The sequence below is a fragment of the Rhodococcus sp. ACPA4 genome (assembly GCF_002300185.1).
GTDB classification, from domain to species: Bacteria; Actinomycetota; Actinomycetes; order Mycobacteriales; family Mycobacteriaceae; genus Rhodococcus_F; species Rhodococcus_F globerula.
Genome location: NZ_NSDY01000001.1, coordinates 4,084,348 through 4,109,664, shown reverse-complemented (window position 1 = coordinate 4,109,664; position 25,317 = coordinate 4,084,348). Strand labels below are relative to the sequence as shown.

The 25,317-nt window shown below is 60.3% G+C and carries 22 protein-coding genes; 7 read left to right on the top strand and 15 right to left on the bottom strand.

The window, feature by feature from the left end; genetic code table 11:
- Positions 1-204 precede the first annotated feature (204 nt).
- On the top strand, positions 205-2,532 hold the full coding sequence (locus CJ178_RS18790) for a putative bifunctional diguanylate cyclase/phosphodiesterase (protein WP_033233669.1): 2,328 nt from the start codon (positions 205-207) through the stop codon (positions 2,530-2,532).
- Here the strand turns inward: CJ178_RS18790 and CJ178_RS18785 are convergent.
- The 3 genes from CJ178_RS18785 to CJ178_RS18775 all read right to left on the bottom strand — a co-directional run bounded on the left by CJ178_RS18785 (position 2,519) and on the right by CJ178_RS18775 (position 6,136).
- Positions 2,519-3,643, bottom strand: a complete 1,125-nt coding sequence (locus CJ178_RS18785) for a GGDEF domain-containing protein (RefSeq protein ID WP_072782667.1) — start codon at positions 3,641-3,643, stop codon at positions 2,519-2,521. The two genes, CJ178_RS18790 and CJ178_RS18785, sit on opposite strands and share 14 nt — an antisense overlap.
- A 64-nt stretch (positions 3,644-3,707) precedes the next feature.
- On the bottom strand, positions 3,708-4,832 hold the full coding sequence (locus CJ178_RS18780) for a GGDEF domain-containing protein (RefSeq protein WP_051730449.1): 1,125 nt from the start codon (positions 4,830-4,832) through the stop codon (positions 3,708-3,710).
- A 158-nt stretch (positions 4,833-4,990) separates the two neighbouring features.
- On the bottom strand, positions 4,991-6,136 hold the full coding sequence (locus CJ178_RS18775) for a cation:proton antiporter (protein ID WP_095887359.1): 1,146 nt from the start codon (positions 6,134-6,136) through the stop codon (positions 4,991-4,993).
- Positions 6,137-6,225: 89 nt separating this feature from the next.
- On the opposite strand from CJ178_RS18775, the gene CJ178_RS18770 reads away from it, so the two are divergent.
- A complete protein-coding gene (locus CJ178_RS18770) occupies positions 6,226-6,606 on the top strand; it encodes a cupredoxin domain-containing protein (RefSeq protein WP_033233666.1) in 381 nt (126 codons plus the stop codon).
- A gap of 126 nt (positions 6,607-6,732) precedes the next feature.
- Positions 6,733-8,514, top strand: a complete 1,782-nt coding sequence (locus tag CJ178_RS18765) for a CocE/NonD family hydrolase (RefSeq protein ID WP_095887358.1) — start codon at positions 6,733-6,735, stop codon at positions 8,512-8,514.
- A 12-nt stretch (positions 8,515-8,526) separates the two neighbouring features.
- Here CJ178_RS18765 and CJ178_RS18760 read toward each other — a convergent pair whose 3' ends face one another.
- Genes CJ178_RS18760 through CJ178_RS18725 form a run of 8 tightly spaced genes read right to left on the bottom strand, consistent with a single transcriptional unit; the run spans position 8,527 to position 15,168 of the window.
- Positions 8,527-9,720, bottom strand: coding sequence for a globin domain-containing protein (locus CJ178_RS18760; RefSeq protein WP_095888040.1), 1,194 nt, complete (start codon positions 9,718-9,720; stop codon positions 8,527-8,529).
- 31 nt (positions 9,721-9,751) lie between these two features.
- Positions 9,752-10,201 carry an RrF2 family transcriptional regulator gene (locus CJ178_RS18755; RefSeq protein WP_033233664.1) on the bottom strand — a complete coding sequence of 150 codons (450 nt, stop codon included), beginning with the start codon at positions 10,199-10,201 and terminating at the stop codon, positions 9,752-9,754.
- 59 nt (positions 10,202-10,260) lie between these two features.
- On the bottom strand, positions 10,261-11,391 hold the full coding sequence (gene galK, locus CJ178_RS18750; protein ID WP_095887357.1) for a galactokinase: 1,131 nt from the start codon (positions 11,389-11,391) through the stop codon (positions 10,261-10,263).
- Positions 11,391-12,491, bottom strand: coding sequence for a galactose-1-phosphate uridylyltransferase (gene galT, locus CJ178_RS18745; RefSeq protein ID WP_095887356.1), 1,101 nt, complete (start codon positions 12,489-12,491; stop codon positions 11,391-11,393). The genes galK and galT overlap by 1 nt, the downstream gene beginning before the upstream one ends.
- Positions 12,488-13,114, bottom strand: a complete 627-nt coding sequence (locus CJ178_RS18740; protein ID WP_033233661.1) for an SMI1/KNR4 family protein — start codon at positions 13,112-13,114, stop codon at positions 12,488-12,490. Before CJ178_RS18740 ends, galT begins: the two co-directional genes overlap by 4 nt.
- 21 nt (positions 13,115-13,135) lie before the next feature.
- The gene (locus CJ178_RS18735) at positions 13,136-13,720 is read right to left on the bottom strand and encodes a TetR/AcrR family transcriptional regulator (protein WP_033233660.1); all 585 of its coding nucleotides are present in this window, start codon (positions 13,718-13,720) and stop codon (positions 13,136-13,138) included.
- Entirely contained in the window at positions 13,717-14,766 is a 1,050-nt protein-coding gene (locus CJ178_RS18730; protein WP_033233659.1) for a saccharopine dehydrogenase family protein, read from the bottom strand. The genes CJ178_RS18735 and CJ178_RS18730 overlap by 4 nt, the downstream gene beginning before the upstream one ends.
- Positions 14,767-14,814: 48 nt before the next feature.
- Positions 14,815-15,168 carry a VOC family protein gene (locus CJ178_RS18725; protein WP_033233658.1) on the bottom strand — a complete coding sequence of 118 codons (354 nt, stop codon included), beginning with the start codon at positions 15,166-15,168 and terminating at the stop codon, positions 14,815-14,817.
- Between the two features lie 144 nt (positions 15,169-15,312).
- On the opposite strand from CJ178_RS18725, the gene CJ178_RS18720 reads away from it, so the two are divergent.
- Entirely contained in the window at positions 15,313-16,773 is a 1,461-nt protein-coding gene (locus CJ178_RS18720; protein WP_033233866.1) for an anion permease, read from the top strand.
- Here the strand turns inward: CJ178_RS18720 and CJ178_RS18715 are convergent, their stop codons facing one another.
- The 3 genes from CJ178_RS18715 to CJ178_RS18705 are packed head-to-tail and all read right to left on the bottom strand — an operon-like array spanning position 16,774 to position 20,223.
- Positions 16,774-17,523: a succinate dehydrogenase/fumarate reductase iron-sulfur subunit gene (locus CJ178_RS18715; RefSeq protein ID WP_033233657.1), complete on the bottom strand. Its 750-nt coding sequence runs from the start codon at positions 17,521-17,523 to the stop codon at positions 16,774-16,776.
- Entirely contained in the window at positions 17,520-19,472 is a 1,953-nt protein-coding gene (locus tag CJ178_RS18710) for a fumarate reductase/succinate dehydrogenase flavoprotein subunit (protein WP_095887355.1), read from the bottom strand. Before CJ178_RS18710 ends, CJ178_RS18715 begins: the two co-directional genes overlap by 4 nt.
- A gap of 4 nt (positions 19,473-19,476) precedes the next feature.
- Entirely contained in the window at positions 19,477-20,223 is a 747-nt protein-coding gene (locus CJ178_RS18705) for a succinate dehydrogenase cytochrome b subunit (RefSeq protein WP_095887354.1), read from the bottom strand.
- 155 nt (positions 20,224-20,378) lie between these two features.
- Between CJ178_RS18705 and CJ178_RS18700 the strand changes: the two genes are divergently transcribed.
- The 3 genes from CJ178_RS18700 to CJ178_RS18690 all read left to right on the top strand — a co-directional run bounded on the left by CJ178_RS18700 (position 20,379) and on the right by CJ178_RS18690 (position 23,702).
- Positions 20,379-21,707, top strand: coding sequence for a lipase family protein (locus CJ178_RS18700; RefSeq protein ID WP_033233654.1), 1,329 nt, complete (start codon positions 20,379-20,381; stop codon positions 21,705-21,707).
- Positions 21,708-22,955, top strand: coding sequence for a hypothetical protein (locus CJ178_RS18695; RefSeq protein WP_051730420.1), 1,248 nt, complete (start codon positions 21,708-21,710; stop codon positions 22,953-22,955).
- Positions 22,956-23,063: 108 nt separating this feature from the next.
- Complete coding sequence (locus CJ178_RS18690; RefSeq protein WP_033233652.1) at positions 23,064-23,702, top strand: YdcF family protein; 639 nt, start codon at positions 23,064-23,066, stop codon at positions 23,700-23,702.
- On the opposite strand, the gene CJ178_RS18685 is transcribed toward CJ178_RS18690, so the two are convergent.
- Positions 23,686-25,215 carry an MFS transporter gene (locus CJ178_RS18685; RefSeq protein WP_051730448.1) on the bottom strand — a complete coding sequence of 510 codons (1,530 nt, stop codon included), beginning with the start codon at positions 25,213-25,215 and terminating at the stop codon, positions 23,686-23,688. The genes CJ178_RS18690 and CJ178_RS18685 overlap by 17 nt on opposite strands.
- Positions 25,216-25,317 lie beyond the last annotated feature (102 nt).

The window sequence follows — 25,317 nt, the reverse complement described above, 5'->3', positions numbered from 1 at the left end:
CAACTGCTTTGCGTCGTTCACGTCGAGAAATGGCGATCTTCGGGAACTGGAAACTCGCAGTCGGCTAACGTCGAGCGAAGAAACAGCCAAAAAGTCTGGAAAGCTCCATTCAACCGGCAATCCGATCGGTATGGCGACAAAGGAGGAACCGATGCCCGGACACCAGCGTCCGGCTGCGATCCGCCACGGTCTCAGGCCACCTGAATGTTGAGTTCTGTCCGACAAACAAGTCGCCGGGCCGCATTGCCGGAATCCGAGCGCAGCGACTTCTTCCGCCGCCAGGTAGACGAGGCCGTCACCGTCGCACCGTTGGCGAACTTTGCCATCATGGCCGGCATCAGTTCGGTGCTCGTGTTTGTCATTCCTCCGGAGCAGCACCTGATTCGCTGGGTCGGCGCGGTGGCGATTCTTCTTGTCTTCCTGAACTCGACTTACACGTGGGTCTCGTTGCGCCAGAAACGAGCGCAACGATCTGTTCGCCGGGACTACATCGGTCTGATGTTCGAGGTTGTAGTTCTCGGAGTCCTCGACGTCGTTCTGTTCGCGCTGCTGTTTTCCGAGACGGCAACCGATGACGTGATCCTGATCGCGACAATGGCCGGTCTCATGGGCGCCGGAACCATCAATTTCTATACGCTTCGTTCAGCCAGTCTGACCTGGATATATATCCACGGTGTTGGGTTGTTCATCATCTTCCTGTCCCACACGAAGCCGTATCTCTCGGTCTTGATGCTTCAACTGGTGATCTACACGTTTGCACTCACAATCGGTGCGCTGTATCTGTCCGCGTCGTTCAAGCGGAGGTGGCTCGCCGAGATGCAAGCCGAATCGGAACGTCAGACAGTGGCCTTGTTGCTCGACGGATTCGAAGGTGGATCACGCGACTGGCTGTGGGAAGTCGACGCTGCGGGACGCTTCACCCACACGTCGCCCCGGTTCGCCGAGGTAACGGGGTTAGCGGTTGGCGAGCTACAGGACAGGACTTTCGATCAGATGCTCGACCAACTTGCCATCACCTCCAGCGCGGAGGGCCGGAAGGCAGTTGATCTGTTGGTCGACAAGTTCGAACGCCAGGTGCCCTTCGGCGATCTGGTGGTGTCAGTCCGCGTCGACGGCGTTTGCCGTTGGTGGTCGCTCTCCGCAAAGCCACGAATCCGCGAGGACGGTGAAATGCTCGGATGGCGCGGCGTCGGTTCCGACATCACCGAGTGGTACGTCCGCGAGCAGGATATTTTGCGGCAGGCGGAGACCGACGCCCTGACGGGACTGCCCAACCGGCGAGCATTCGGACAAGCGCTGGAGCAGGCAATCGCGGACCGTGACGAAGGCCAGGTGCACGTCGCGATCCTCGACCTCGACAACTTCAAATCCGTCAACGACACGCTGGGACATCCGGTGGGAGACGGGTTGCTGCTCGCGGTCACCGAGCGACTGTGCGCCGTAGCGGATTCGGATGTGTGCGCGCGCATGGGTGGTGACGAGTTCGGATTCATCGCCCGGATGCCCGCAGGCCAGAGCGAGCGAGGCGCATTCGAACGATACCTCGACGTCCTGCACGATCCGTTCTTCGTCGACGGCAACCGGATCGAGGTACGCGCGACCATCGGCTTCGCGACCAACCCGAATGACTCCGCCGACGTCGACGAATTGGTCATGCTCGCTGATCTTGCCTTGTACGAGGCCAAGTCGACAGGACGTAACCGGGTGGGCCGATTCTCCCCGGCGCTGCGGGCGCGGGCATCGGAGCGCGCCACCGCTCAACAGGAGCTCGCCCGTGGAATCGCGGCCGACCAATTCGAACTTCACTATCAGCCCCAGGTAGACGCGGTGACCGGTCAGGTGGTGGCGTTCGAGGCATTGATTCGGTGGAACCATCCTGTGCGAGGTCAGCTCGGACCACGCCAGTTCATCGGAGTGGCTGAAGAAACCGGGATGATCATTCCCCTCGGGGCGCGGGCCTTGGAGCTTGCCTGTACGGCTGCCGCGAATTGGCCAGACGGCATCGCGGTCACCGTCAACGTCTCATCCGTTCAGCTGGTGTCCACGGGCTTTCTTGCCACCGTTGTCGATGTATTGAGAACCACCGGACTCGAACCGCATTTGTTGCAGGTCGAAATTACCGAAACCGGGGTCGTCGACGATCGGGCTGTCGCAGATCTGCACCGATTGCGCGAGCTGGGGGTCACCGTAGCTCTGGATGATTTCGGTACCGGATACTCGTCTTTCGCGACTTTGCAGAGGCTGCCCATCGACGTCCTCAAGATCGACCGCGTGTTTATCGTCGACTGTGCCGACCAGCCGATGGCGGTGGTGCAATCGGTGGTCGAACTTGCCGGAACACTAGGGATGAAGTCGTTGGCTGAAGGCGTCGAAACGGCAGTGCAATTGCGACGTGTTCAAGCCGCGCGGTGCCAACTTGTTCAGGGCTTTTACATCAGCAAGCCCCTGGATGCGGCGAATTTGGAAGAATATTTTGCCGCAACGAAGACTGAATCAGGCAGCCATATTCATCCATTCTTCAGATTTCCGTAGCCCTCAAACTGTTTCCTCCGGCGGCTTTCGCTTGATACATCATCGAGTCCGCGACATTCGATGCCACAGATATTGCGGACGATCCACCGGTCCAGGCCTTCGACCCCGCCGGCATTATCACTGCCCCGACGCTCACGGTGGTCGGGACGAGATCGGAATGATCCGAAATTGCAGAAGTGATGCCGTCGATCAACGTGCCAATTTCTTCGTGACATCCTGAAATGACAGCCAGGTACTCTTCGCCGCCCACCCGCCCTACGACGCCCTGATCTCCTATATGCGTCTTCAAGCGGTTGGCAGTGCGAATAATTACTTGGTCGCCCTCGGAATGCCCGTGAAGATCGTTGACCATTTTGAATTTGTCGATGTCGACGACTATGAATGCCAGGCATTTTTCCTGTACCCGGGCCGAATCGAACAAATCGATGACCGCAGCGTCGAGGCCGCGGCGGTTGAACAGTCCGGTCAAAGGATCACGATCGGAATCGCGGGCATCGCGGTAGAGGGTTCGCCACGTCAAATGCGAGAAAATCGGCACGATGGTCACGGCTCCAAGTAGAACGGTGGCTCGGGCCGCGATGGTCGTGGGGTCGACGGTTCCTTGTTGATAGGCGAGCACGAGGATGAGGGTGGTGATCGACGTTGCAAAGATTACGTGCGTCATAAGCCATCTCGCACTGACGAACAGCGTTGCGAAGGTACCGCTTATCGCAAAGATGATGCACCCGAACAATGCCGAGTCGCGGTCGGGGACAAGAAGAATTGCCGACGCGATTCCGAGGTCGGCGAATATGCCGAATGCGAGCAGTCCGCGTCTACCGGGAAATGGCAGCGTGAACCAACAGGTCATGACGATAAGCGATCCGATGACCATGCAGACCGACAGGAATTTGCCGGCACTGGCTGTCGGTGCATCGGGTCCGATCAATTTGAAGAATGCGCCCGATCCGAGGATGGCAGTCATTACGCCAAGCAGGCCACGGAAGATCGGCGCGATAGCGCGACTTGATCGTTGGTTACTTATCCACTCGTAATCGTGTGGTTCGTCGAACCATTCCTTGAGCGTGCGCCACGAGGTGTTCCTCGAACGCACGCTTTCCGAACTGGACATGTGGTTCATTCTCGCATTCAAGTTCGGGAAGGCATGGCAATCAGTCCCTCAGTGCAGTTTCAGCTCAGATACTGGTGGTTCGGACGCCGTTTCCTCCGGCAGCCTTCGCCTGGTACATCATCGAATCGGCGACGTTCGACGCAACCGAGATTGCTGACGATCCACCCGTCCATGCTTTTGACTCGGTTGGCATGATCGCCACTCCGACGCTCACCGTTGTGTGTATCGGGTCCGGGTAATCGGAGAGTGCCGGAACAATGCCTTCGGTCAACGTAATGATCATCTCGGGTGGCCCCGCTATGACTGCGAGGTACTCTTCACCGCCGACTCGACCGACTACGGCCCGTTGACCGAGGTGAGCGCTGAGTCGGTTGGCTGTTCTCTGGATTACCCGATCGCCTGCGGGGTGCCCGTGTACATCGTTGACCAACTTGAACTTGTCGATGTCGACCACGATGAATGCAAGACACCACGCATCATCGCGGGCCTGATCGAACAGAACCGTAACCGCAGCGTCGAGTCCACGACGGTTGAATAGACCGGTCAGGGGGTCGTGGTCCGATTCGCGGGCATCTCGATACATCATGCGCCACGTCAGATGCGAGAAGATCGGGAGAAGGGTTACTGCGGCAAATAGGACCAATGCGCGGGCAAGGAGTGTGCCGTGGTCGACTGTTCCCGCACCGAAAGCAAGAACAAAAACGATGATGCTGACGCCGGTAGCCCAGGCTACGTGTCCCAGAAGCCATTTAGCGCTGACGAACAATGTCGCGTAAGTACCGCTCACGGCAAAGGCGATACACCCGAAAGTCGCTGAATCGCGATCAGTCACCATGAGAACCGCCCCAGCCAGACCGATGTCGGCAAAAATTGCAAAGGCGATAAGTCCACGCCGTCCGGGGAAGGGGCGAGTGAACCAAAGTCCCGCGATGACAAAACAACTGACGACCACGATCGCCCCCAGGTATTTCCCGAGTGTTGTCGGCGGCGCGTCGGGCCCGACGAGTTTAACGAGCGCGGTAAGACCGAAGATCATCGACATGATGCCGAGCAAGGCGCGACAGAGAGGCTGAATCGCGCGGCTGGAGCGCTGGCGTTTCATCCATTCGTAGTCGTGCTCCTCGTGGTACCACTCATTGAGCAAATTCCATGAGTTACCCCCTGTTGGAAGATGGACAGGGGTGCGCATGACACCTATTTTGGCATTGAATTCCAGCGAAGAAAAACTAACAATCACCAGGTTGATTTGTTCGGAGAGTCGCGGGGATCAAGTGCATGAATACTTCGGGGAACTGACTTTGTGCATGTTTTCGTGAGAACCGAAAATAGGTCGCAGCGATGAAGGTTTTACCGTTTCCCTGCCAGTAATCGACCCGACCGTGCCGCACTTGCACCGGCCAATGTCGCGGCACCGACGGTGATCATCGCGCCAAGCAGAATTGCTGCAGGCTCACCGTCGCCGAGCACGCCGAGCTGCGAGCCAACTGTTACCGCGGCAACGGGAACACCGAGCTGCGCAGCAGACAATATGCCGAGCGGAAGAGGTAAACCCATTACCCGAACCACGGCATGCACTACGAGCGTTGCCATGCCTAAAGACACACCGAGCCAGATGGACGACGGATTGCTGACGAGGTCCCGAAGATTGATGGAAGCGCCGAGCCACACGAAGAACAGCGGCGCAAAAAAGCCATCCGTGACGGCGAAGAGCTGTTTCGCCAGGCGCCGGGGCTCACCGATCGCCGCAAGGACCAAACCGAAAGCAAAGCCCGCGAGCATGACGGAGACGTGAGTGGTTGTTGCCAGCGCCGCCAGAGAGAACAGGATCACCAGATTGATCCGCAGTTCGAGGGCGAACTTACGCTTCTCCGAGAACTTGTGGAGCCGCCGCCATGCTCCGGAACGGTGGAATGACCGGAGCCCGAAATAGAGCACGACCGCAGCGGCGATGACGGCGAATGCACCGAGCCCCGCACGCACCGCGTTACCGGGATCGATTACGAGCGGCACCGCCACGATGCATGCCGTGTCGGCGATGGCGATCTGTGCCGTCATCTGCAGAACGGATGTTCCACCAAGTGCGAGTGAATCTACGATCGGAAGAATAAGTGCTGCAGACGAAGACGCTATGAGCACCGCGTACAGAAAGGCGTGACCGGTATCGAAAACCGATGCCACCGCGTACCCGGCGACAGCGGCCAGAACCCCGACCATCACTGCGCGGACCGCGCCCTTACCCATCGCCGACCGAACCGCAGGATCGCGAACGGGGACGTGCGAGCCTGCCACCAACATCGTCAACGCAAAACCGATATCGGCCATGAACGTGAAAGTGTGGTCAGTCGCATCGAGCAATCCGAATCCGGTGACCCCGAGAATGACACCTGCCGCCAACTCGCCTACGACTACCGGGATATGCCAGCCTTCGCGTGCCGCCAGCAGCGGCCCGAGTAGCCCGGCGAAAGCAACCAATGCGAGTACGTCGAATGTCACCAATGATCTCCTCGCCGTTTGGTGCCTGTGCCCAGGGGTAATCATCGCATTGGGGGATGACGGGGGGATTCGACCAGGAGGCGGTACCCATGAGAAGGATCGTCGCCGCAATCGCGGCGCTGTTCCTGTCGACATTTGCCTTGATCGGGTGTGGTGACACCAGCACCGATTCCCACGGCAATCACTCTGCCGAGATGGGAGTGACCGCTGCAAACGCACAGGCAGCGGAAATTGTGATCAACGGCTTCGAATACTCCACACCGGCCCCCGTGATGCCGGGTCAAACTGTCACGGTCCGCAACAACACTGATGACGAGCATTCCGTTACGTCTGATACACCAGGGTTGTTCGACGTCATTGTCAACGAGAACGAAGTCGCACGTCTCACAGCGCCCGAGGAACCAGGGTCCTACGCGTTCCACTGCACCTACTTCTCGGACATGCACGGGACCTTGACCGTGGAGGATTGAGAGGAAGTGATCAGCCCCCTTCCGAGCGAAAGGTATCTTGGTCGCCTTCAATGCGCCGAAAGGTACTTTCGCTCTGTTGGGAGGGATGAGTTTTGCCGTAAATAACCGGCCCGGAAACAGTTCCGGGTGTACGGTATGCGGGTGCGCCGGAGACTGGTAATCAGTATCGTCACGTTAGTGGTTTGCGCCTTCGGCTTCGCGCCGCCCGCGCTCGCAAACAGTACGTATTCGTCGCAGCTTCTGTACTTTTCGGTTCAGGTCGACCCCGATCGGGCAACGCAGTGCACGGTTGTCGGCGAGCTGACCATCCCTGACGGCGTCAGTGCCGGAAATCGGGCGCCGGCGATCCTGACCACCAATGGTTTTGGCGGATCGTACAAAGACCAGATACCGATGGTGCAATTTCTTGCCGAGAACGGGTACGTGGGTCTTACGTATTCAGGCCTCGGCTTCGGCGGAACCACCTGCAAGATCACCCTCGATGCTCCCGCATACGACGGCATCGCCGCGTCACAGTTGGTCAGCTTCCTTGGCGGCAGCGAAGGAATTGCTTTCACTGATCCTGTTCTGACGCAACCATTTCCGGCTCTAGACGTGGTGGTTCGAGACTCGGTGGACCACAACGGAGCGCCGTCGATCAACGATCCTCGCGTCGGTATGTCGGGCGGATCGTACGGTGGCGGTATTCAGTTTGCCGCTGCCAGTGTCGATCCGCGCATCGACACGATCATCCCGATGATCACGTGGAACGATCTGTCGTATTCGTTGGCGCCCAACAGTACTGGCATCGTCACCGGCGTATCGACGGTGGAACCCGGTGCGTCCAAGGTGCTGTTCGCGTCGTTGCTGTTCGGATTGGGAGTCACGAATCCTGGTGTCGACGGGTATGTCGCCGATCCCGCGCGGCTCGAGGGTTGCCCGAACTACGTGTCGTACATGTGCAATGCCATTGCGCAGGCGGTGGTTACAGGTGAAGTGGGTCCGAAGATAGTCGCGGATCTGCGGGCGTCGTCGGTCGCGTCCTACATTGATCAGATCAAGATCCCGGTGTTGCTCGCGCAGGGGCAGCAGGACACTCTGTTCGATTTGAACGAGGCGACGGCCACCTATGAAGCGCTGAAAAGCCGTGGTGTGGATGTGAAGATGATCTGGCATTCGTGGGGGCACAGTCACTTGGCTGCTGCGCCAGGCGAATTCAGCTTCAGTGCTCCGGACGCCGAAACTCAGTACGAAACAGGCCGATTCCTCGACTGGTTCGACCACTATCTTCGGGAGGAGAACACCGAAACCGGGCCGGAATTTGCTTACTTCCGTAATTGGATCGACTACGAGGGAAATGCTGCGCCGGCCTATGCGACGTCGAATACCGTGAATGTCGGCAGCAACCGGGACTTCCATCTCTCCGCGGATGGCGCACTGCTGCCAGGCGGTGTACCGCCGGTACCCGGAGCGAACACCGTAGTCACCGCTCCAGCGGGTCTTCCGACTGGCATCGAACCGCTCAATATCTCTCCGGCAGGCAATATTCCGAATGTGCAGATCCCCGGAACCGAGGCCTTGTGGACCTCGGCTCCGATGACCGACACAATGGACGTTGTCGGTTCGCCGACTGTCACGTTGCGGGTCGCGGCGCCCGGCCAACCGGTGGTGTTCGCCAAGGTGTACGACGTGGCGCCCGACGGAACCTCGACGTTGATCAACGGTTTGATCGCGCCGATCAGGATCAGTGATCCGTCGCAACCGGTGCCGGTGACCATGCCCGCGATTGTCCATCGTTTCGAACCCGGTCATGCTGTGCGACTTGCGATCACAGGGGGAGACATCAGCTTCCGGGGCGGTCTGGCCGGGATGCCGGTGACGATCTTTGCCGACGCCTCAGGCCCGCTGCAGCTTCCGGTGGTGGGCTAGCCGGCCGTCACTTCAGATATTTGCCCAGCTGTCCGGCCCGAAGACCTCGTAGTGGATATTCTGCGCCGGAACATCGCGTGCTATCAACGATTCGCGCATGGACAGCATGAACGGCATCGGGCCGCAGAGGAATGCCTGTGTGTTCGGCTCGAGTTCGATCTCACGCAGATCGGCACGTCCTTCGTGAACAGCGCCGAGGGGTGCTAACGAACCGAGGTCTTCGTACCAGCGGTGCAGTGTTGCGGCCGGGATCTTGCCGACCAGCTCGCTGAGTTCAGCTCGGTGAGCGTGATCAGCGATGGAGCGATCCGCGTGAATTACCGACACCGAGCGCTGAGCGCCGGTATCTACGAGATGATTGAGCATGCCGATCATCGGCGTGCATCCGATTCCGGCAGACGCGAGCAGGAGCGGCGAATCGTCCTCCGGCATCATCAGATCGCCGAACGGCGTGGTTACCGACAGTTCGGAATCTTCGAAAGCGTTGTTGTAGAGGAAGTTCGATACTTCGCCGTCGGGCGTGCCCGAAATCCTCTTCACGCTGATGCGCCAGTCGGCACTACTCGGCACGGAACAGAGGCTGTATTGCCGGATTTGCCGAGCGCCGTCGGGCAGGGCTACCCCGACTGAAAGATACTGTCCGGGAGCGAATGTGGGGAGAATGCTGCCGTCGAGTGACGTGAGTGTCAGTGACACGGTATCGGCAGACTGCAATACGCGTTCGGTGATTCGCACCGTCCGCCAGACGTCTCCGGGTTCGACGCCGGCGAGTTGATAGAGCCCACGTTCCATGGTGATCAACGTTTCCGCCATCAGCCAGTAGACCTCATCCCACGCCTTCGCGACATCGGGAGTGACTGCGTCACCGAGTATTTCGACGATTGCGGCAAACAGGTGCTCGTGCACAATTGCGTACTGGTCCGGGGTGATTCCCAGCGACGCATGCTTGTGAGCGATACGCGAAAGGATCAGATCGACCTTGGCGCTGTCGGGTTCGAGCTGGAGTGTCGCGAAGGCGGCGATCGCTCCGGCGAGGGCTTTCTGCTGTTCGCCTTGCTTTTGATTACCACGGTTGAACAAATCACGTTCGAGTTCGGGCTTGGCCTCGAACATATTGCGGTAGAACAGCGTTGTGATATCTCCGATGGCGGCGCCGACCACGGGGAGGGTGGCGCGAATGACCTCGGTTGACGCACTGGAAAGCATGAGATGCTCCGTTCGGTCGAAATTCGGTTGTTCAGCCTGCTTCGTCGCTCCGAGTGGTGAGGCGAAGCAGAACATTTTTGGACGGTTGGCGCGTCACGTCTTCGATCGTGACTCCGTCGAGTGAGGCAAAAAATGCCTCTTGCGCGTCGTGGAGTGCACTCCGCAGGAGGCATCCGCCGCGCAGAGGGCACGGTTTGTCGCCTTCGCAGTCCACAACCTCCCCGGGCCCTTCGAGGCGTCTGGCGAGCCAGCCGATGGTGGCGGTCCGACCCAGCTCGGTGATGGAGAGCCCGCCACCGCGCCCGCGTTTGGTGTTGACTATGCCCAGTTCACCGAGTCGTGTGACCACTTTGGTTGCGTGGGCGTACGACACGTTGAGCTGCTCGGCAATTACCCGCGTACTGGGGGAGGCGTCGGCGTCGAGTACGGCCAGCCGCATGACGACGCGCAATCCCAGGTCGGTGAACTGCGTCAGTTGCATGACCTGAATCTACATAATTCGCATCTGAGATGACTATTTATGTGAGGGGGATCTCGAGCTCAAAGGCGGGTGGCCGAACCGCCCGGGGCGACGTGAAGAAAACGGGGCGGTTGCCAGGTTCGCGCTGTAAAGGCCTCGCAGATGGATGCGGTGACAGCGGCGGACTTCCCCGCCGGCATCAGTGCGATGGCTGATCCGCCGAATCCGCCGCCGGTCATCCGGGCAGCCACAGCGCCGCCGAGTCGGGCAGCGGTGACCGCGACGTCGAGTTCATTGCACGAGACTTCGAAGTCATCGCGCAGCGAAGCGTGGGAGCTGTTCAGCAGTGAACCCATGTCGCCGAATCTTCTGATGCGCAGAAGTTCTGCGGCCGACAACGTTCGGTTGATTTCTGTAACCACATGCCGTGCCCGCGCCCGGAGTATCGGATCGCTCAGGGATTCAGCCTGCTCCGCGGTGGCTTCTCGTAGACTGGTGATGCCGAGAACCGCTGCTGCATCTGTGCATTGGGTGCGGCGCAGCCCGTACTGTCCGTCCGCAAGTGAGTGTTTCACGCGCGTGTCGATGACCAAGAGTTCGAATCCGGCATCGCGGAGGTCGAAGGGAATGTGTTCGATAGATCCGTCCTGGCAGTCGAGTAACAGGGCGGTCGACGGCTTGGCGAACATCGCGATGGTTTGATCCATGCCGCCGGTCGGTGCGCCGACGCCGTCGTTCTCCGCTCGAATACACACCTGCACCAGCTGATCCCTGGTAAGGCTTGCGCCCTGAAGATCATTGACCGCCAGTGCAACTGAACAGGTCAGGGCCGCTGAACTGGACAGACCTGCCCCTACCGGAACCGACGAGTCGATGACCAGATCGAGGCCGGCAACGGTCATGCCTTCGCGGGCGAGTGACCACAGGACTGCTGTGGGATAAGCCGCCCAGCCTGCTCCGATCTCGCCGACGGCTCCCACATATGTCTCGTCGGACTGCCTGCTGTGTATGCGAACTGTCTGGTCGTCGCGCAGGGCAACTGCTACCAGCGTCCGCTGCTCGAGAGCGACGGGCAGACATAACCCGCTGTTGTAATCGGTGTGCTCGCCGATCAGATTGACGCGGCCCGGCGCCGACCACACGCCGGTTGCCTGATATCCGTACGCGTTGTGGAACTGATGGAGTACAGAATCTTTCGATACGGAACTCATCAGGCGAGCTCACGTAGGCGGGTCGCAACTGCCTCCGGCACCGTGTCGCTGATCCAGGCGCCCATCGCCGATTCGGACCCGGCGAGATACTTGAGCTTGCCGGGTGCCCGCAGGATCGAGAACAACTGCAGGTGCAACCGCCCGAGGTGCCGATCGATACGGATCGGGGCCTGATGCCACGCCGCTATGTACGGCACGCGGTCGATTCCCGGGTAGAAGCTGTCGATACGCCGGAGTAGGTCCTGATACACATACGCAAGCTCTTCGCGCTCTTCGGTATTCAGTGACGGGAGGTCGGGAACATCGCGGTGCGGTGCCAGATGAATCTCGATGGGCCAGCGCGCGGCGGCCGGGACGTAGGCACTCCAATGCTTCCCGGAGTACACCACCCGGGCGCCGTCTTGTCGTTCGAAGGCCAGGACGTCCGCGAGGAGTGAGCGTCCGGTGCTCTGAAAGTGCTTGTCCGCCTGAACCAGCATTGCCTGGGTTCGCGGTGTGACGTAGGGGTAGGCGTAGATCTGTCCGTGGGGATGACTGAGAGTCACACCGATCTCTTCTCCGCGGTTCTCGAAGCAGAACACCTGCTCCACCGACGGATCCGCCGACAACTCCTCCGTTCGCGAGATCCACGCGCCGACGATAGTGCGCAGGCGTTCGGCAGGTAGTTCGCCCACCGACGCGGTGTGATCGCTCGAGAAGCACATCACCTCGCAGTGGCCGACTGCGCGCCGGTCATCGGGCCCGAAGCGGTTGGCGGACAATAATTCGTCTTGCGCGGGCGCAAAACTGGGAAACCGGTTCTCGAACACTGCGACGTCGTAGTTCGCCTCGGGTATCTCGGTGGGCGCGCCGGCTCGAGTGGTAGGGCAGAGAGGGCACTCGGCTGCAGTGGGCAGGTGCGTTCGCGTCATACGATGCGACGCCATCGTGATCCACTCGCCGGTCAGTACGTCGTAGCGCATCTGCGACTCGTTTGTGGCGGAGGGTAGTTCGCGTAGATCGCGGGCGGTCCGCGTGTGGGTGGTGCCCGCGTCGTCGAAGTAGAAGATGTGTCGACCGTCGGCGAGCGTACGACGCGTCGGACCGCCCGCTGGCGTCATGCGTCAACTTCCCATTCCAGAACTCCCTTGCTCACAACGGGTTTCCACACTCCGATGGTGTCGCCCGTCTCGAGTGCGGTGGCGTGGGCCGCCAGCATGACCGAGACAGACGCCCAGATCGGTCCGCCGTTGTCGGTCCCGTCCGACGCGTATTCGGTGACGCAATGGTGCAGGGCCCCGCCTCGGGTGTCAACGAAAAAGTGGTACTCGTCCAGTCCGGCAAAGGGAATGAACGTCGGAATGAACATGTTTGCAGCAGTACCTGCATCGTCCCGATCGCGTCGATCCATCTCGTCTGCGGGATAGAGGTCGGGATTCTCGTAGATCGTCTCGTCCCACGTTTCGAGCAGCGTGAGACGAACCTCCGTCGCGACGTCGATGGGGTACAAGAACTTGTCGGGAAGAACGCTTCCGAGAAAGAGTCCGGTCCTGTCGTCGTGAGTCAGGCTGCCGTTCTGGACTCGATAGAGGTCACGCAGATCCTGGGGCCAGGAAACACCGGTCGACGCCTCGAACTCGTCGATGATGCTGTCGCTGAGTCCTGGTTGAAACGCGGCAGCCGTCACCGGTGCGTGTGTGCGGCACCAGGTGGTGATTCGACCCCATTCGTCTGCAACGCTCATGGGCTTTACGATACGTCCGCGTCAGGACCCGTGAATCAGGTACTGCAGCGTGCTCACCAGTGCCCGGTCCGAATCCTCGGACTTGCGGCCCGCGATTCCCGAGCGGAGAACCGCAGAACCTTCGAGCAGGCTGACAATCGTCTGCGCCGTTGCTGTTCGCCCCGCCGCATCAAGATCTGGTTGTGTGCACACGACAACCCGCTCCACGTGCGCGATGTACTGCGCGTAGAAATCTCGGACCACAACGGAGACTTCTTCGTCGGCGGCGGATAACGCCCACACCTCGACGTACAGCCGAACAGTGGCAGGATCGTCCTGTTCGCCGAGCAGGATTCTGACGAACTGCTCGGATTCCTCGCGGGACACGGTCTGCTGTGTGTCCGTCACGGCGGCCAGCCGGTCGAGCGAACGGGTCAACGCGCGCGCCATGACGGCGCGGATCAGGTCGGCACGGGTGGGGTAGTAGTGCTGCAGGTGCCCCACCCGCACACCGGCCGCGGCGGCAAAATCTCGCATGGCCGCGTTTGCGTTGCCCTGCGTCGTCAGTACCTGTTCTGCAGCGTCGAGTAGTGCTGCCGCGCGAATGGCGCCCTTGGTCGGGGTCATGTCCGCAATACTGCCACGCCGAGATTCTCCAGCTCGGAGATAGCGTGGCCCGGATTCGGAACTGATTCGGGGAAAGCAACTCCGGGACGTGCGTCGTCGCTCAGGACGTGCCGCACTGCGAGTGCACCGCCTACTGCTGTGAGATGCGCCTGGCCTTGCGGATCGACAATTGTTGCGCTTGTAGCACCGTTGGCACCGGTGACGTCGACTCGTACCTGAGCGCTACCGCCTGTGCCGGGTGAGTACAGCAAGCCGCGTCGTAGCGAGGTGAAGCGTTCTCCGCGTCCCCACCGAAACAGACCGACCTTCTTGGCGGCAAGCAGTGCTGTCGTGGAAGCATTCGAGCTGAAACCGATTCGAGTGCTTGCAGTGTCGACGTTCAGGGTCATGGGAAACGTGAATTGCTCGGGAGTGTCGATCCTTCCGACTTTGGTGCGCGATCCCGGGAAATCCACCCAGCGGGTATCCGTCAATGGGCTGACGGTGATCGGGTTTCCGTTCTGCATAACCTCGAAGTCCTGACCGAGACGGTCCATGAACTCGACGGAGTCGAGGCCGGCAATGTCGTTGACGTCGTAGCGAATCGAGACGTCGATCAGCTCGGCGCCGCCGAGCTCTTCCGCGAGCGCGGCGGCAACGATGTTGGTGACACCGCCCATCCAGCCGGACGACAGGTAAACCGGTGCGGTGGGCGACATCTGGCTTGCCAACGTGGCTGCGCGGGCTACCCTCGTAGTCCAGCGGGTGATGTCCACGTACGGTATTCCCGCTTGGACCGCGGCAGTCAACACACGATCGTGTGGATCGTTGACGGTCGACACGACCGCACGTGCCGAGGCGTCGAAAGGCGTCGGATCGGTGAGGTCCCAGCGGCGGACCGAAGCTCCGTGCCGGCGGGCCAACTCGGCGCCCTTCTCGGGGGTACGTCCGGTCAGGAGTAGCAAAAAGTCAGGTGCAAGCAGGGCGGTCAGCGCGCTGCCGACGGTTCCGTATCCACCAGCTACGAGGATGGCGCCGTCTGGGTCGTGGCGCAGTGTGTCGGTCATGCAGCCAACTCTAGGTCAAATGACCTAAAACGTCGAACGGTCCCGGTGTCAGTCCCGATGAGCCACGATGTTGACCACGTTGCCGTCCGGGGCCCGGACCAGGAACCGGCGCACACCCCACACTTCGGTTGTCAGTGGGTGCACGATCTCGTATCCGAGTTTCCGGGCTTCGTCGTACGCGCCGTCGACGTCGTCGGTGTGGACGGAGATGACCGAGTCCTCAGGGGAGGTCGCATCATGCGTGACGAGTTGTACATGCGCATCGGAGTCGGGAGACGCGAAGCGTGCCACCCAACCCATGTTGAACTCCTCGGTGCTCAGGCCGAGGAAGTCGGCGTAGAAACTCTTTGCCGTCTCTACATCGGGAACTTTGAGGTTGGTCGTGATTCGTTGTGAGCGCATGCGGTCTCCCGGTCGTCGACAATAGGTAACTTCGATAATTGCCTGCGCGCCGGGACATGTCGAGAGGTGTTGTGGCGATTGACCGCACGAAATTCGGGCAAGTGGGGGACAATCACCGTCAGGCGACAAGTCGAGGAGATGCAAATGTCCGAGGCCAAATCCGAGCACACCGATGTTGTAGTTGAACCCGAGCCGTCGATGATGAAGCGGTACTACCCCGCTGCGGTGCCCGTGATCCTCGGTTTGATCATCTTCTTCCTGCCTGTGCCGGATGGTGTCGATCCCAAAGGTATGCAGATGCTCGGCATCTTCGTCGGCACGATCGTCGCGTTGATCCTGCAACCGCTGCCCACCGGATCAGTTGCCCTCGTCGGCTTGTCGATTGCGATGATCACACAGACGGAGACGCCTTCGGAGGCGCTGGCCGGCTTCAGTAACACCACGATCTGGCTGATTGTGGCCTCGTTCTTCATTGCCGAAGGTTTTCTGGTCACCGGTCTGGGCAAACGGATCGCGTTGATGTTCGTCACGAAACTCGGAAAGTCAAGTCTTGGACTGTCTTACGGGATGGCGCTGACCGATCTGATTCTTGCACCGGCAACACCGTCGAATACCGCGAGAGCGGGCGGCGTGGTGTATCCGATCATCGTCTCGCTGAGCAAACTCGAGGATTCCAATCCGGAACCGGAGGAATCCCGAAAGAAGCTCGGCGCGTATCTGCTGCTCACCTCACTTCAGGTCAACGTGGTCACCTCGGCCATGTTCATCACCGCCATGGCCGGTAATCCGGTAGCCGTCGACGCGGCCGCCAAGCTAGGTATCGAGATATCTTGGGGTAAATGGGCATTGGCGGCTTCGGTGCCGGGAATTGCCAGCTTGATCGCGATCCCGTGGGTGATGTCCAAGATCTTCCCGCCGACCATGCTGAAAACCCCCCAAGCTCCGGAGCAGGCCAGGGACGAGCTACGCAAGGCCGGTCCCGTGAGCCGCGACGAGAAGATCATGGCCGCAACGTTCATTCTGCTGCTTGTGCTCTGGTGCCTGGGTACACAACTCAACGTCAACGCCACCACCACGGCGTTTGTCGGCATCGCGATCCTCCTTGTCACGAAGGTGCTCAGCTGGAACAACCTGGTGACGGATAAAGGCGCATGGCAGACGCTGGTCTTCTTCGCTGTATTGGTGGGTATGGCAGGTCATCTCGAAGAGTTGGGCGTGATCGCGTGGATCGGCGGGCAGGTCTCGTCCAGTGTCGACGGGCTGCCGTGGATCTGGGCATTCGCGATTCTCACACTGGTCTACTTCTACGCGCACTACCTGTTTGCTTCCAACACGGCGCAGATCGTCGCGATGTACGCCGTGTTCCTCGGCGCAGCGGTTGCCACGGGCGCTCCACCACTGTTCTCGGCCTTGGTGTTCGGATTCATCGGCAGCCTGTTCGGCGGTATCTCGCACTACGCGTCCGGACCCGCCGGAGTTGTCTACGGCTCCGGGTACATCAAGACCTCCGAGTGGTTCCGAATCGGGTTTGTCATGAGCGTTGTGCTCATCCTCATCTGGACGATCATCGGTGGCGCGTGGATGAAGGTGATCGGTGCCTGGTGATCAGTTGTCCTTGCGGCGCAAGCTGAACCGCATGGATTCCTTGTTGACGGCGGCGATTGCCGTCAACGGGATCTCGGCTGGACACACCTTTGCGCATTCGCCGTAGGTCGAGCACGGCCCGAAGTCGGCTTCCATCTGATCGGACATCGCGCGGGCGCGCTTGCCTCTTTCGTTGCGACCCTGCGTTACCAGCGACAGATGGGTGAGTTTGGAACCCGTGAACAGATGGGCCGCTCCGTTGGGGCACGCGGCAACACAGGCGCCGCATCCGATGCAGGCCGCAAAGTCCAGCGCGGCTTCGGCATTCTGATGGGAGAGCGGTTGACTGTCGGCGTCAGGTGCCGTGCCGGCGTTGACGGAAACATAGCCACCGGCCTCGAGAACGCGATCCATAGCCGACCGGTCGACCACCAGATCCCGTACCACCGGAAACGCCGCAGAACGGAACGGCTCCAAAACAATTCGATCACCGTCCGAGAAACTACGAAGATGCTGGCGGCACGTCGGCGTGTTGGCCACCGGCCCGTGCGGGGTGTTGTTGACGGTGATACCGCACGAACCGCAAATACCTTCGCGGCAATCGGAATCGAACGCGATGGGGCTCTTGCCCTCTTCGACGAGTTGATCATTGAGTCGATCGAGAAGTTCGAGCAGCGACATCTCGACGCTCGCGTCGTCAACCTGATAAGTATCGAAGGCGCCGGAAGATTCAGGTCCATTCTGGCGCCACACGTCCACAGTGATTTTCATGCGTAGTTCCTCGTTTGCAGTGGAACAGCGGTGAAGGACAACGGTTCGTCGTGACGGATGTGCCGACCGTCCTTGGCGGTTTCCCAGGCCGAGACAAAGCACCAGCGATCGTCGTCGCGTAGTGCTTCACCATCCGACGTCTGGTGCTCGGCACGAAAATGTGCTCCGCATGATTCGTCCCGGTCGAGCGCGTCGACGCACATCAGTTCGGCGAGTTCGAGAAAATCAGCGACCCGCCCAGCCCGTTCGAGTTCCTGGTTGAACTGGTTTCCGGTTCCCACAACCCGCAGGTCCGACCAGAATTCGCCGCGCAGTTCCCGGATCTCCGTAATGGCCTTTGTCAACCCTTCTGCCGAACGGGTGACTCCGCAACCCGCATACAGGATCTCGCCGAGTCGGCGATGGAATCTGTCGGGGCCGTGCTTGCCACCTACAGACAACAGGAGTTCGACTCGTCCTCGAACGTCGTTGATCGTCGACACCACCGCCTCGTCGTCGAGGCTGAGTTCGGGAGTGCCGAGCAGGGGTGCAAGGTAGTTCGGAATTGCATAGGGAAGGGTGAACCACCCGTCGACGCAGGCGGAGAGCAGGGAATTGGCGCCGAGCCTGTTTGCTCCGTGGTACCCCCAGCCGGCTTCGCCGCCGACGAACAGGCCTGGGATCGACGTCATCTGGTCGTAGTCGTTCCAGAGGCCACCCATGGTGAAATGCGCGCCCGGTGCAATACGCATCGGCACTGTATAGGGATCCTCACTGGTGGCATCGCGATACATCGAGAAGAGGTTTCCGTACCGCTCTTCGATGGTCTTTCGACCCAATCGCGCGAGCGCATCTCGAAAATCCAGGTACACACTGTTTTTCAGTGGGCCGACGCCATGACCGGTATCGATCTGCTCACGGGCGGCGCGCGAGGAAACATCGCGGGGTGAGAGATTGCCGAAGGCGGGGTACTTGCGTTCGAGGTAGTAGTCGCGCTCGCTATCGGGGATGTCTCCGGGTTCGCGACTGTCTCCCGGTTGTGCTGGTACCCAGATGCGGCCGTCGTTGCGGAGCGACTCGCTCATCAGGATGGTCTTGGACTGCCACTCGGAATTGACGGGAAGTGCGGTGGGGTGGAACTGAATGAAGGACGGAGACGCCATCAATGCGCCGCGCCGGTGCGCTCGCCACGCGGCAGTGGCGTTGGAGTTCTTGGCAAGAGTCGATTTGTGGAAGACCGTGCCGTAGCCGCCCGACGCCAGGACAACCGCATGTCCTGTGGTGGACCTGATTTCGCCGGTCACGAGGTCGCGAGTCACAATGCCCTGGGCGCGTCCGTCTGCGACGATGAGATCGAGCATCTCGGTGCGGGTATGCAGGTTTACGGTGCCGGCAGCGATTTGTCGTTGCAGTGCCTGCGACGACGCTATCTGCAACTGCTGGCCCGTCTGCCCACGCGTGTAGTACGTGCGCGAAACCTGGACGCCACCAAACGATCGGGTGGCCAACGTGCCGCCGTATTCGCGTGCAAACGGAGCGCCGATGGCATTCATATGGTCGATCACCCGCACGGATTCCTCGGCTAGCCGGAAGCAGTCCGCCTCGCGTCCACGGAAGTCGCCGCCCTTCACGGTGTCCTTGACAAATCGATCGAGGCTGTCGTTGTCGACCTTGCGGGCGCGGGCTGCGTTGATGCCGCCTTGAGCGGCGACGCTATGTGCGCGTCTCGGTGCATCGTGGAACGTGAACGACTCGACGTGATAACCCAATTCGCCGAGCGATGCGGCACAGGCCGCGCCGGCGAGTCCGGTACCGACAACGATGACCGTGAACTTGCGGCGATTGAGTGGGCTGACGAGTTTGTAGTCGAGTTTGCGGTTCGGCCAGGCCCTCGACGGATCTCCCGGCGGGACATTACCGTCAATCGGGGTACCGATGGTTCGCAGGTCGTCGGCGTCGAAGCTGCTCATCTGATCACGCTCCTGTTTTCGAGACGAGTCCGGTGAGAACGGCGATGGGGATCGACATGTTTCCCACCATGACAACCAGTGCGATGATGCCGGCGAGCGCGACCGCAACTTGGCGGAACCGCTGACCGGTCACACCGAGATCATTGACGGCACTCCATAATCCGTGGGCCAGATGCATAGCGAGCAGGGCCATCGCGAGGATGTAGAAGGCAGCGACAGCGGGGCGTTCGAAGCTGGCAACGAGATTGTCGTAGGCGTAACTCTGCGATCGGGTGGCCGCTTCGTATTCGGTGCTGCCGATCGGGCGGGTGCCGGTTGTGAGGTCGAGGATGTGAAAGACGATGAACAGCAGGAGAACTGCTCCGGTCACCGGCATTGTCCGGGCGGTGAACGACGAAAGTCCTAACCCCTTGCGGCGGAACGGTCCTCGGGCTCTGCGCGCGCGAAGGGTGAGAAGCCACGCGCACCACACATGGGCGATCAGCGAGACCAGTAGAACGATGCGGAGAATCCAGAGCATTCCTTCGTAGGGAAGGAACGGTTCGAAGACGGTTCGTAGCCAGTGTGCATAGTCGTCGAAGTGTTCGGCGCCGGTGTACACCTTCAGATTGCCGATCATGTGGACGACCACGAATGCCGCAAAGATCAGCCCCGTCACTGCCATCAGAATCTTGCACGTGACGTTCGACGGGCGTAGGCGTGACCGTGTTGAATCGGCACCGGCGTGCGGTACGCGGGTCGGAACACTCACTCGTAAAACCTCCCAAGCCAGACGTGCCGGATAGGTGTCGTCAGCCTAGGCGTGATTGTGCAATTGGGCAGGGGAACGCAGTGCGACTTGTCGGTTCGTGCCGGTCAATGGTTATGTAACGGACAATATTACTCGGAAGTAAGGAAGCATGGGCGATGGTGAACTCGACGTCACGACGACGAGCAGTGTGCGTCGGCGCTGCATCTGTCCTGGCAGCTGCCCTGATCGCGGCGGGGTCACCGGCCGGGGCGCAGGAAGCCGTCGACCTGTCCGAGGTGTTCAATCCGCTGGTTGTGCGAGCTCTCCAGGGTGGTGAGATCTCGGGGGAGTTCACTCCACTGGGACTCTCGTCGGATGATCCGTGGTTCGACGAACCAGAACTCAGCGGCGACACAGCGCCGGGACTCCTACTCAAAGCCCGCCCAGTGAGCGTGCAGGTCTATCAGGTGCGACCGGACGCTGTCAGCGCCTACCAGCTCATGTACACGACAACCGATCATTTCGGACGTCGGGTGATCAGCACCGGAATCCTGATGATTCCCGAGGACGGCACCGCTCCCGCTGACCGCAAGATCATCGGTTATGCCGAGGCGAACGACAGCCTCGGGGCCAACTGCGCTCCCAGTCACCAGTGGACCGGTGGAAATCAGAGCGACCCGGCCATGTTCTCGGCACTCGGACCCGTTGCGGAGATGTTCGGACGCGGTTGGGCCGTCATGATGAGCGATGTCGGAAACGACGGGGATACCTCGCCGCACCCGTTCTCCGTCGGTCAGTTCTCGGGCAAGGCCACCCTCGACGGTGTACGAGCAGCGCTGGCGCTTCCCGAGGCCGGATTGGCATCCGATACACCGGTTGGCATCTACGGAGTTGCCGGTGGCGGTGTCGCGGCGGGCTTTGCGGCGGAGCAGGCCCATACCTACGCGCCAGAGCTGAACGTGACGGCCAGTGCGATCCAGGCGATGATGATCGATCCGGCAACGTTCGAGGCAACTGCAGCCGGCGGCATCGGTTCCGGGTTTGTCTTCTCGTCCGTCCTCGGATTTGATGCCGGGTATCCGGAGATCAAGCTGGACGATCACTTCACTCCGGTCGGCCGCGACGTTGCTGCGGCTTTTCGGACATCTTGTCAAGCACTGTATTTGGCGCTTCCGTTCGTTCCGTTCGATGTTCTGTTGACCAACCCAGCACCCCGAACCATTCCGGCGCTGGCGGCCGCCTACGAGGACAACACCTTGGGCAAGCAGGCACCGAAGTCGAAGTTGCTTATCTCGTCCTGTGAAGACGATTTTCTCGTGCCCTTCAGTGAGGCACAGGAATTGGCGGACACGTATCGTGCCGACGGTGGTGACGTCGATCTGATTCCTTCGCAGTGTGGGCCTCTCGACTATGTCACCAACCTGTACAAGACGGTTACCGATCAGCTCGGGATGCAGGACGTCGCCTGGCTGGCTGCGGAATTCGATGAAGCAGAGAGTAAGTAGATGATCCGAAAGTCTTTGACGCGCAGAGATTTTGCCCGCACTGTTATGGTGGGCTCGGTTGCACTTGGCAGCGCGATGGCGGTAGGAACAACTGCTTCGGCGCGCGAGGTGGATCGGTACCTCGATCTCACCGCGGTCAACGCCGATGCCGAAGCCGCAGGTGGGCTTCATCCGACTCTGCCCTCCGATTCCGCGAAACTTCGTGTCCTGCTCGACGAGGCCAGATCGGCAGGGGTGGATCCGCGGCGGTATCAGGTATTGCTGAAGCAGTATTGGCTTGCAGTCGGAACGGAATCCGCGGGAATCGACCTTGCCTCCTGGACTCCGTTCGACGGTGTTCACGCAAATCTCGGCAACCTGACCAATACCTTTGCGTTCTACGAGCGCCTCCAACTCGAGCACAGTGAATTACAGTGGGCTGGAATGGGTGGGATGGTTGGTCCGGCTTTTGCAGCGGGACTACTCGACGTGGATTTCGGGCGGGTCGTGCTGAACATCCGAGCGATCAGCGACGCTATGGCCGTGGTGTGGCGCGAACTCGACCGTGTCGGCACACCCATCGCGCAATCGATGGCAGCGCCCGAAGACCTCCAGGCGTTGCTCCAGGTGGGGCACGAAATTCGACCTGAGGATGTGATGTGGTTCCAGGGCAAGGTAATTGCCATGAGCAAACACATCTTCTCGGACCTGATCCCCATGCATATGGCGTGGATACACAACGGGGCGGACGGGATAGGCGAACTGGACCGGGCCGGCCTGCTCGACGAAAATGCGCGAATTGCCTGGCGCAACATTGCATCCGGTAATCCGGAAGCGGTGTTCGACGGTAATGTGCGACTGCTTCGGCGTGAGCAGTACCAATCCGTCGGCGATCAATGGGACGAGGCAAAGAACTATCGCGGAAGCGTCGGTCGGGCTCTGACGTACTTGACCACGTTTGCCGCGTCGCCGTCGATGCCGGGTGTAATCCCACCGCGTGAGTCCGATTCGCTCGAGTTCCAGGTTGGCGCAGCAAGAATCGCGACTCCGTTGCCGGACTTCAACTGGGCGGATCGAGACGGGCGCTGGATATACATCACCAACCAATTGCTTCCCGTCTACCGCGATCTCATGAACGATCAACCGGTCCTGTGGCGCGAGACGTTGGCCGCCCCGGTATCTCAACGGATTGCGGGTCAGGGCATGATCGCGCAGCTGCCGGACCTGCTCCGTTCGATGCTCTCGGCGGTCAAGATCGACTGGAACTGACGGTTGATCCAGGATCTTTCCTGAATAACAATCCTGCCAAAACGGGTAAATAAGACAAAATTCTCGTTACCGTGACCGGACATCCGACATTTCAGGGGGTCCAATTTGATGGTCACTGTGCGTAAATCGGTGTTGAGAGGAATTGTTGCAGCCTCGTTGGTTGCGGTAGCAGGAGTAGGACTCTCGCCGGCAACAGCCAGCGCTGATGTCACGCCCGTTACCCTGGTCAACGGCGTTCTGTCCACAGTTGGTGGGTGTCAAACCACCATTCGTGAATTGATCGTGTTCTGCACGGGCGCAGAGACGTTGACCAGGCGGTCGCCGCTTCTCCTCGATCTGAATCCGGTCGGAACCAACATCGTTGTGCTCGGCGCTGGGCTATTCGACGACGGCACCATGCGAGATATGTTGGTCGACCGTCTGCAAGCTGCCTTGTACCTCGCGCAGAGGTATCCAGCCGCACCGATCATCACCAGCGGCGGTGCGCCCAAGTCGGGTGTCACCGAAGCCAGGGCTATGCGGGATTGGCTGGTGGCCAATGGCGTTCACCCGGGCCGCATAACCGAGGAAGGCCGATCGGGTTCGACAGTGCAGAACGCGCAGTTCACCTCGCAGATCTTGGCCGACCGCGGAGCAACCGGCGTTGTCGTGGTGTCGAGCGCCAACCATGTCGAGCGGGCGATGATCGACTTCAGGGTTGCGGTGGCAGGCAGAATGCTTGTCGCCGGCGTTATTGCTGCGACTTGATCAACTCTGCTTCGGCCAGCAGTTGCTCGTCACCGCTCTGGGTGCGCAGAGCACGTTCCTTGATGAAGGCGACGGCAACAAGGCTGAGCAGCCCCAGAATTCCGGCAATCAGAAACAGGCGTGCGGTGGCGTCGCCGTACGCGATGCGGACGACGTCGGCAAGGGCGTCGGGCAGTTCATTGAGATTGGACAGCCCGGCGCCTCCCGTTGCGTCGACGCCGATTGCGCTCAAGCCCTGAGCAGTCAGATGTGCCACGTGTGTCGACAGAACGGCGCCGAGGATCGAGACTCCGGCTGCCCCGCCGAGCGAGCGGAAGAATGTGATGGTTGAACTGGCCGCTCCGAGATCGCTCGCATCGACCGTATTCTGCACTGCGAGAACAAGATTTTGCATCACCATGCCCATGCCGGTGCCTGCGATGAACAAAAACACGCCGATCCAGACGACTGAGGTGGCGTGGTCGATGGTGGCGAGCAGGAAGAATCCGAGTGTCATCGTGCTCGCGCCGGCAACGAGGAAGATCTTCCATCGACCGAACTTGGTGATGAGTGAGCCGGAGATACTGGACGACAGGGTGGATCCGATCACCATCGGAAGTGTCAGAAGCCCTGCGACAGTGGGTGAGTAACCGCGTGCGATCTGAAAGTACTGTCCGAGGAATACCGCGCCGCCGAAGATGGCAACACCGACGGTGATGCTGGCGAAGGTAGCGAGCGAGGTGGTGCGGTCACGGAAAAGCCGCAGGGGAATGATGGGTTCCTCCACCACGCTCTCGACCCAGACTGCCGCGGCGATAAGCACGATTCCGAGACCGCACAGGAAGAACGACATACCGGAGGACCACTCGAAGTTCTTGCCCGCCAAAGTCACCCAGATGAGGAGTGTGCTTACGCCGCCGGCGATGAGAGTCGCACCGGCGTAGTCGATCTTGACCTTTCTGCGTACTACAGGAAGATTGAGGGTGCGCTGTACGACTATCAGTGCGATCACTGCCAACGGGACGCAGACGAAGAAGGTCCAGCGCCACCCTAGCCAACTGGTATCTACGATGACGCCGCCGATGAGTGGACCGGCGATGGTGGCAATCGACATGACGGCTGCGATCGGACCTTGGTATCGGCCACGTTCGCGAGGACTGAACATGGCTGCGATCACGATGATGACCAGTGCCTGCAAGCCACCGAGTCCCAGGCCCTGCACTACTCGGAAGGCGATCAATATGCCGACGGATTGTGCGAGTCCGGCCAGGATGGATCCGATGGTGAAGATCAGGATGGAGAGTTGAACCAGCAGTTTTTTGCTCACGAGATCCGAGAATTTGCCCCAGATGGGCGTTGTGGCTGTGGAAGCCAGAAGAGTTGCCGTCACGACCCAGGTGTACTGATCTTGGGTTCCGTGTAGTTCGGTGATGATGGTCGGCAGGGCATTCGAGACAATGGTCGAGGATAGGAAGGCCACGAACATTCCGAGGAGAAGTCCGACAAGCGCCTCGATCTTCTGCCGGTGCGACATCGGAGCGGCGGGGGCCTCCTGCAGGCGGATCGATCCGACTTCTTCATGCGTGACCACGGCGACCCCACTTAGTTAGTTGACACATGCAACATTAGGCTAAGT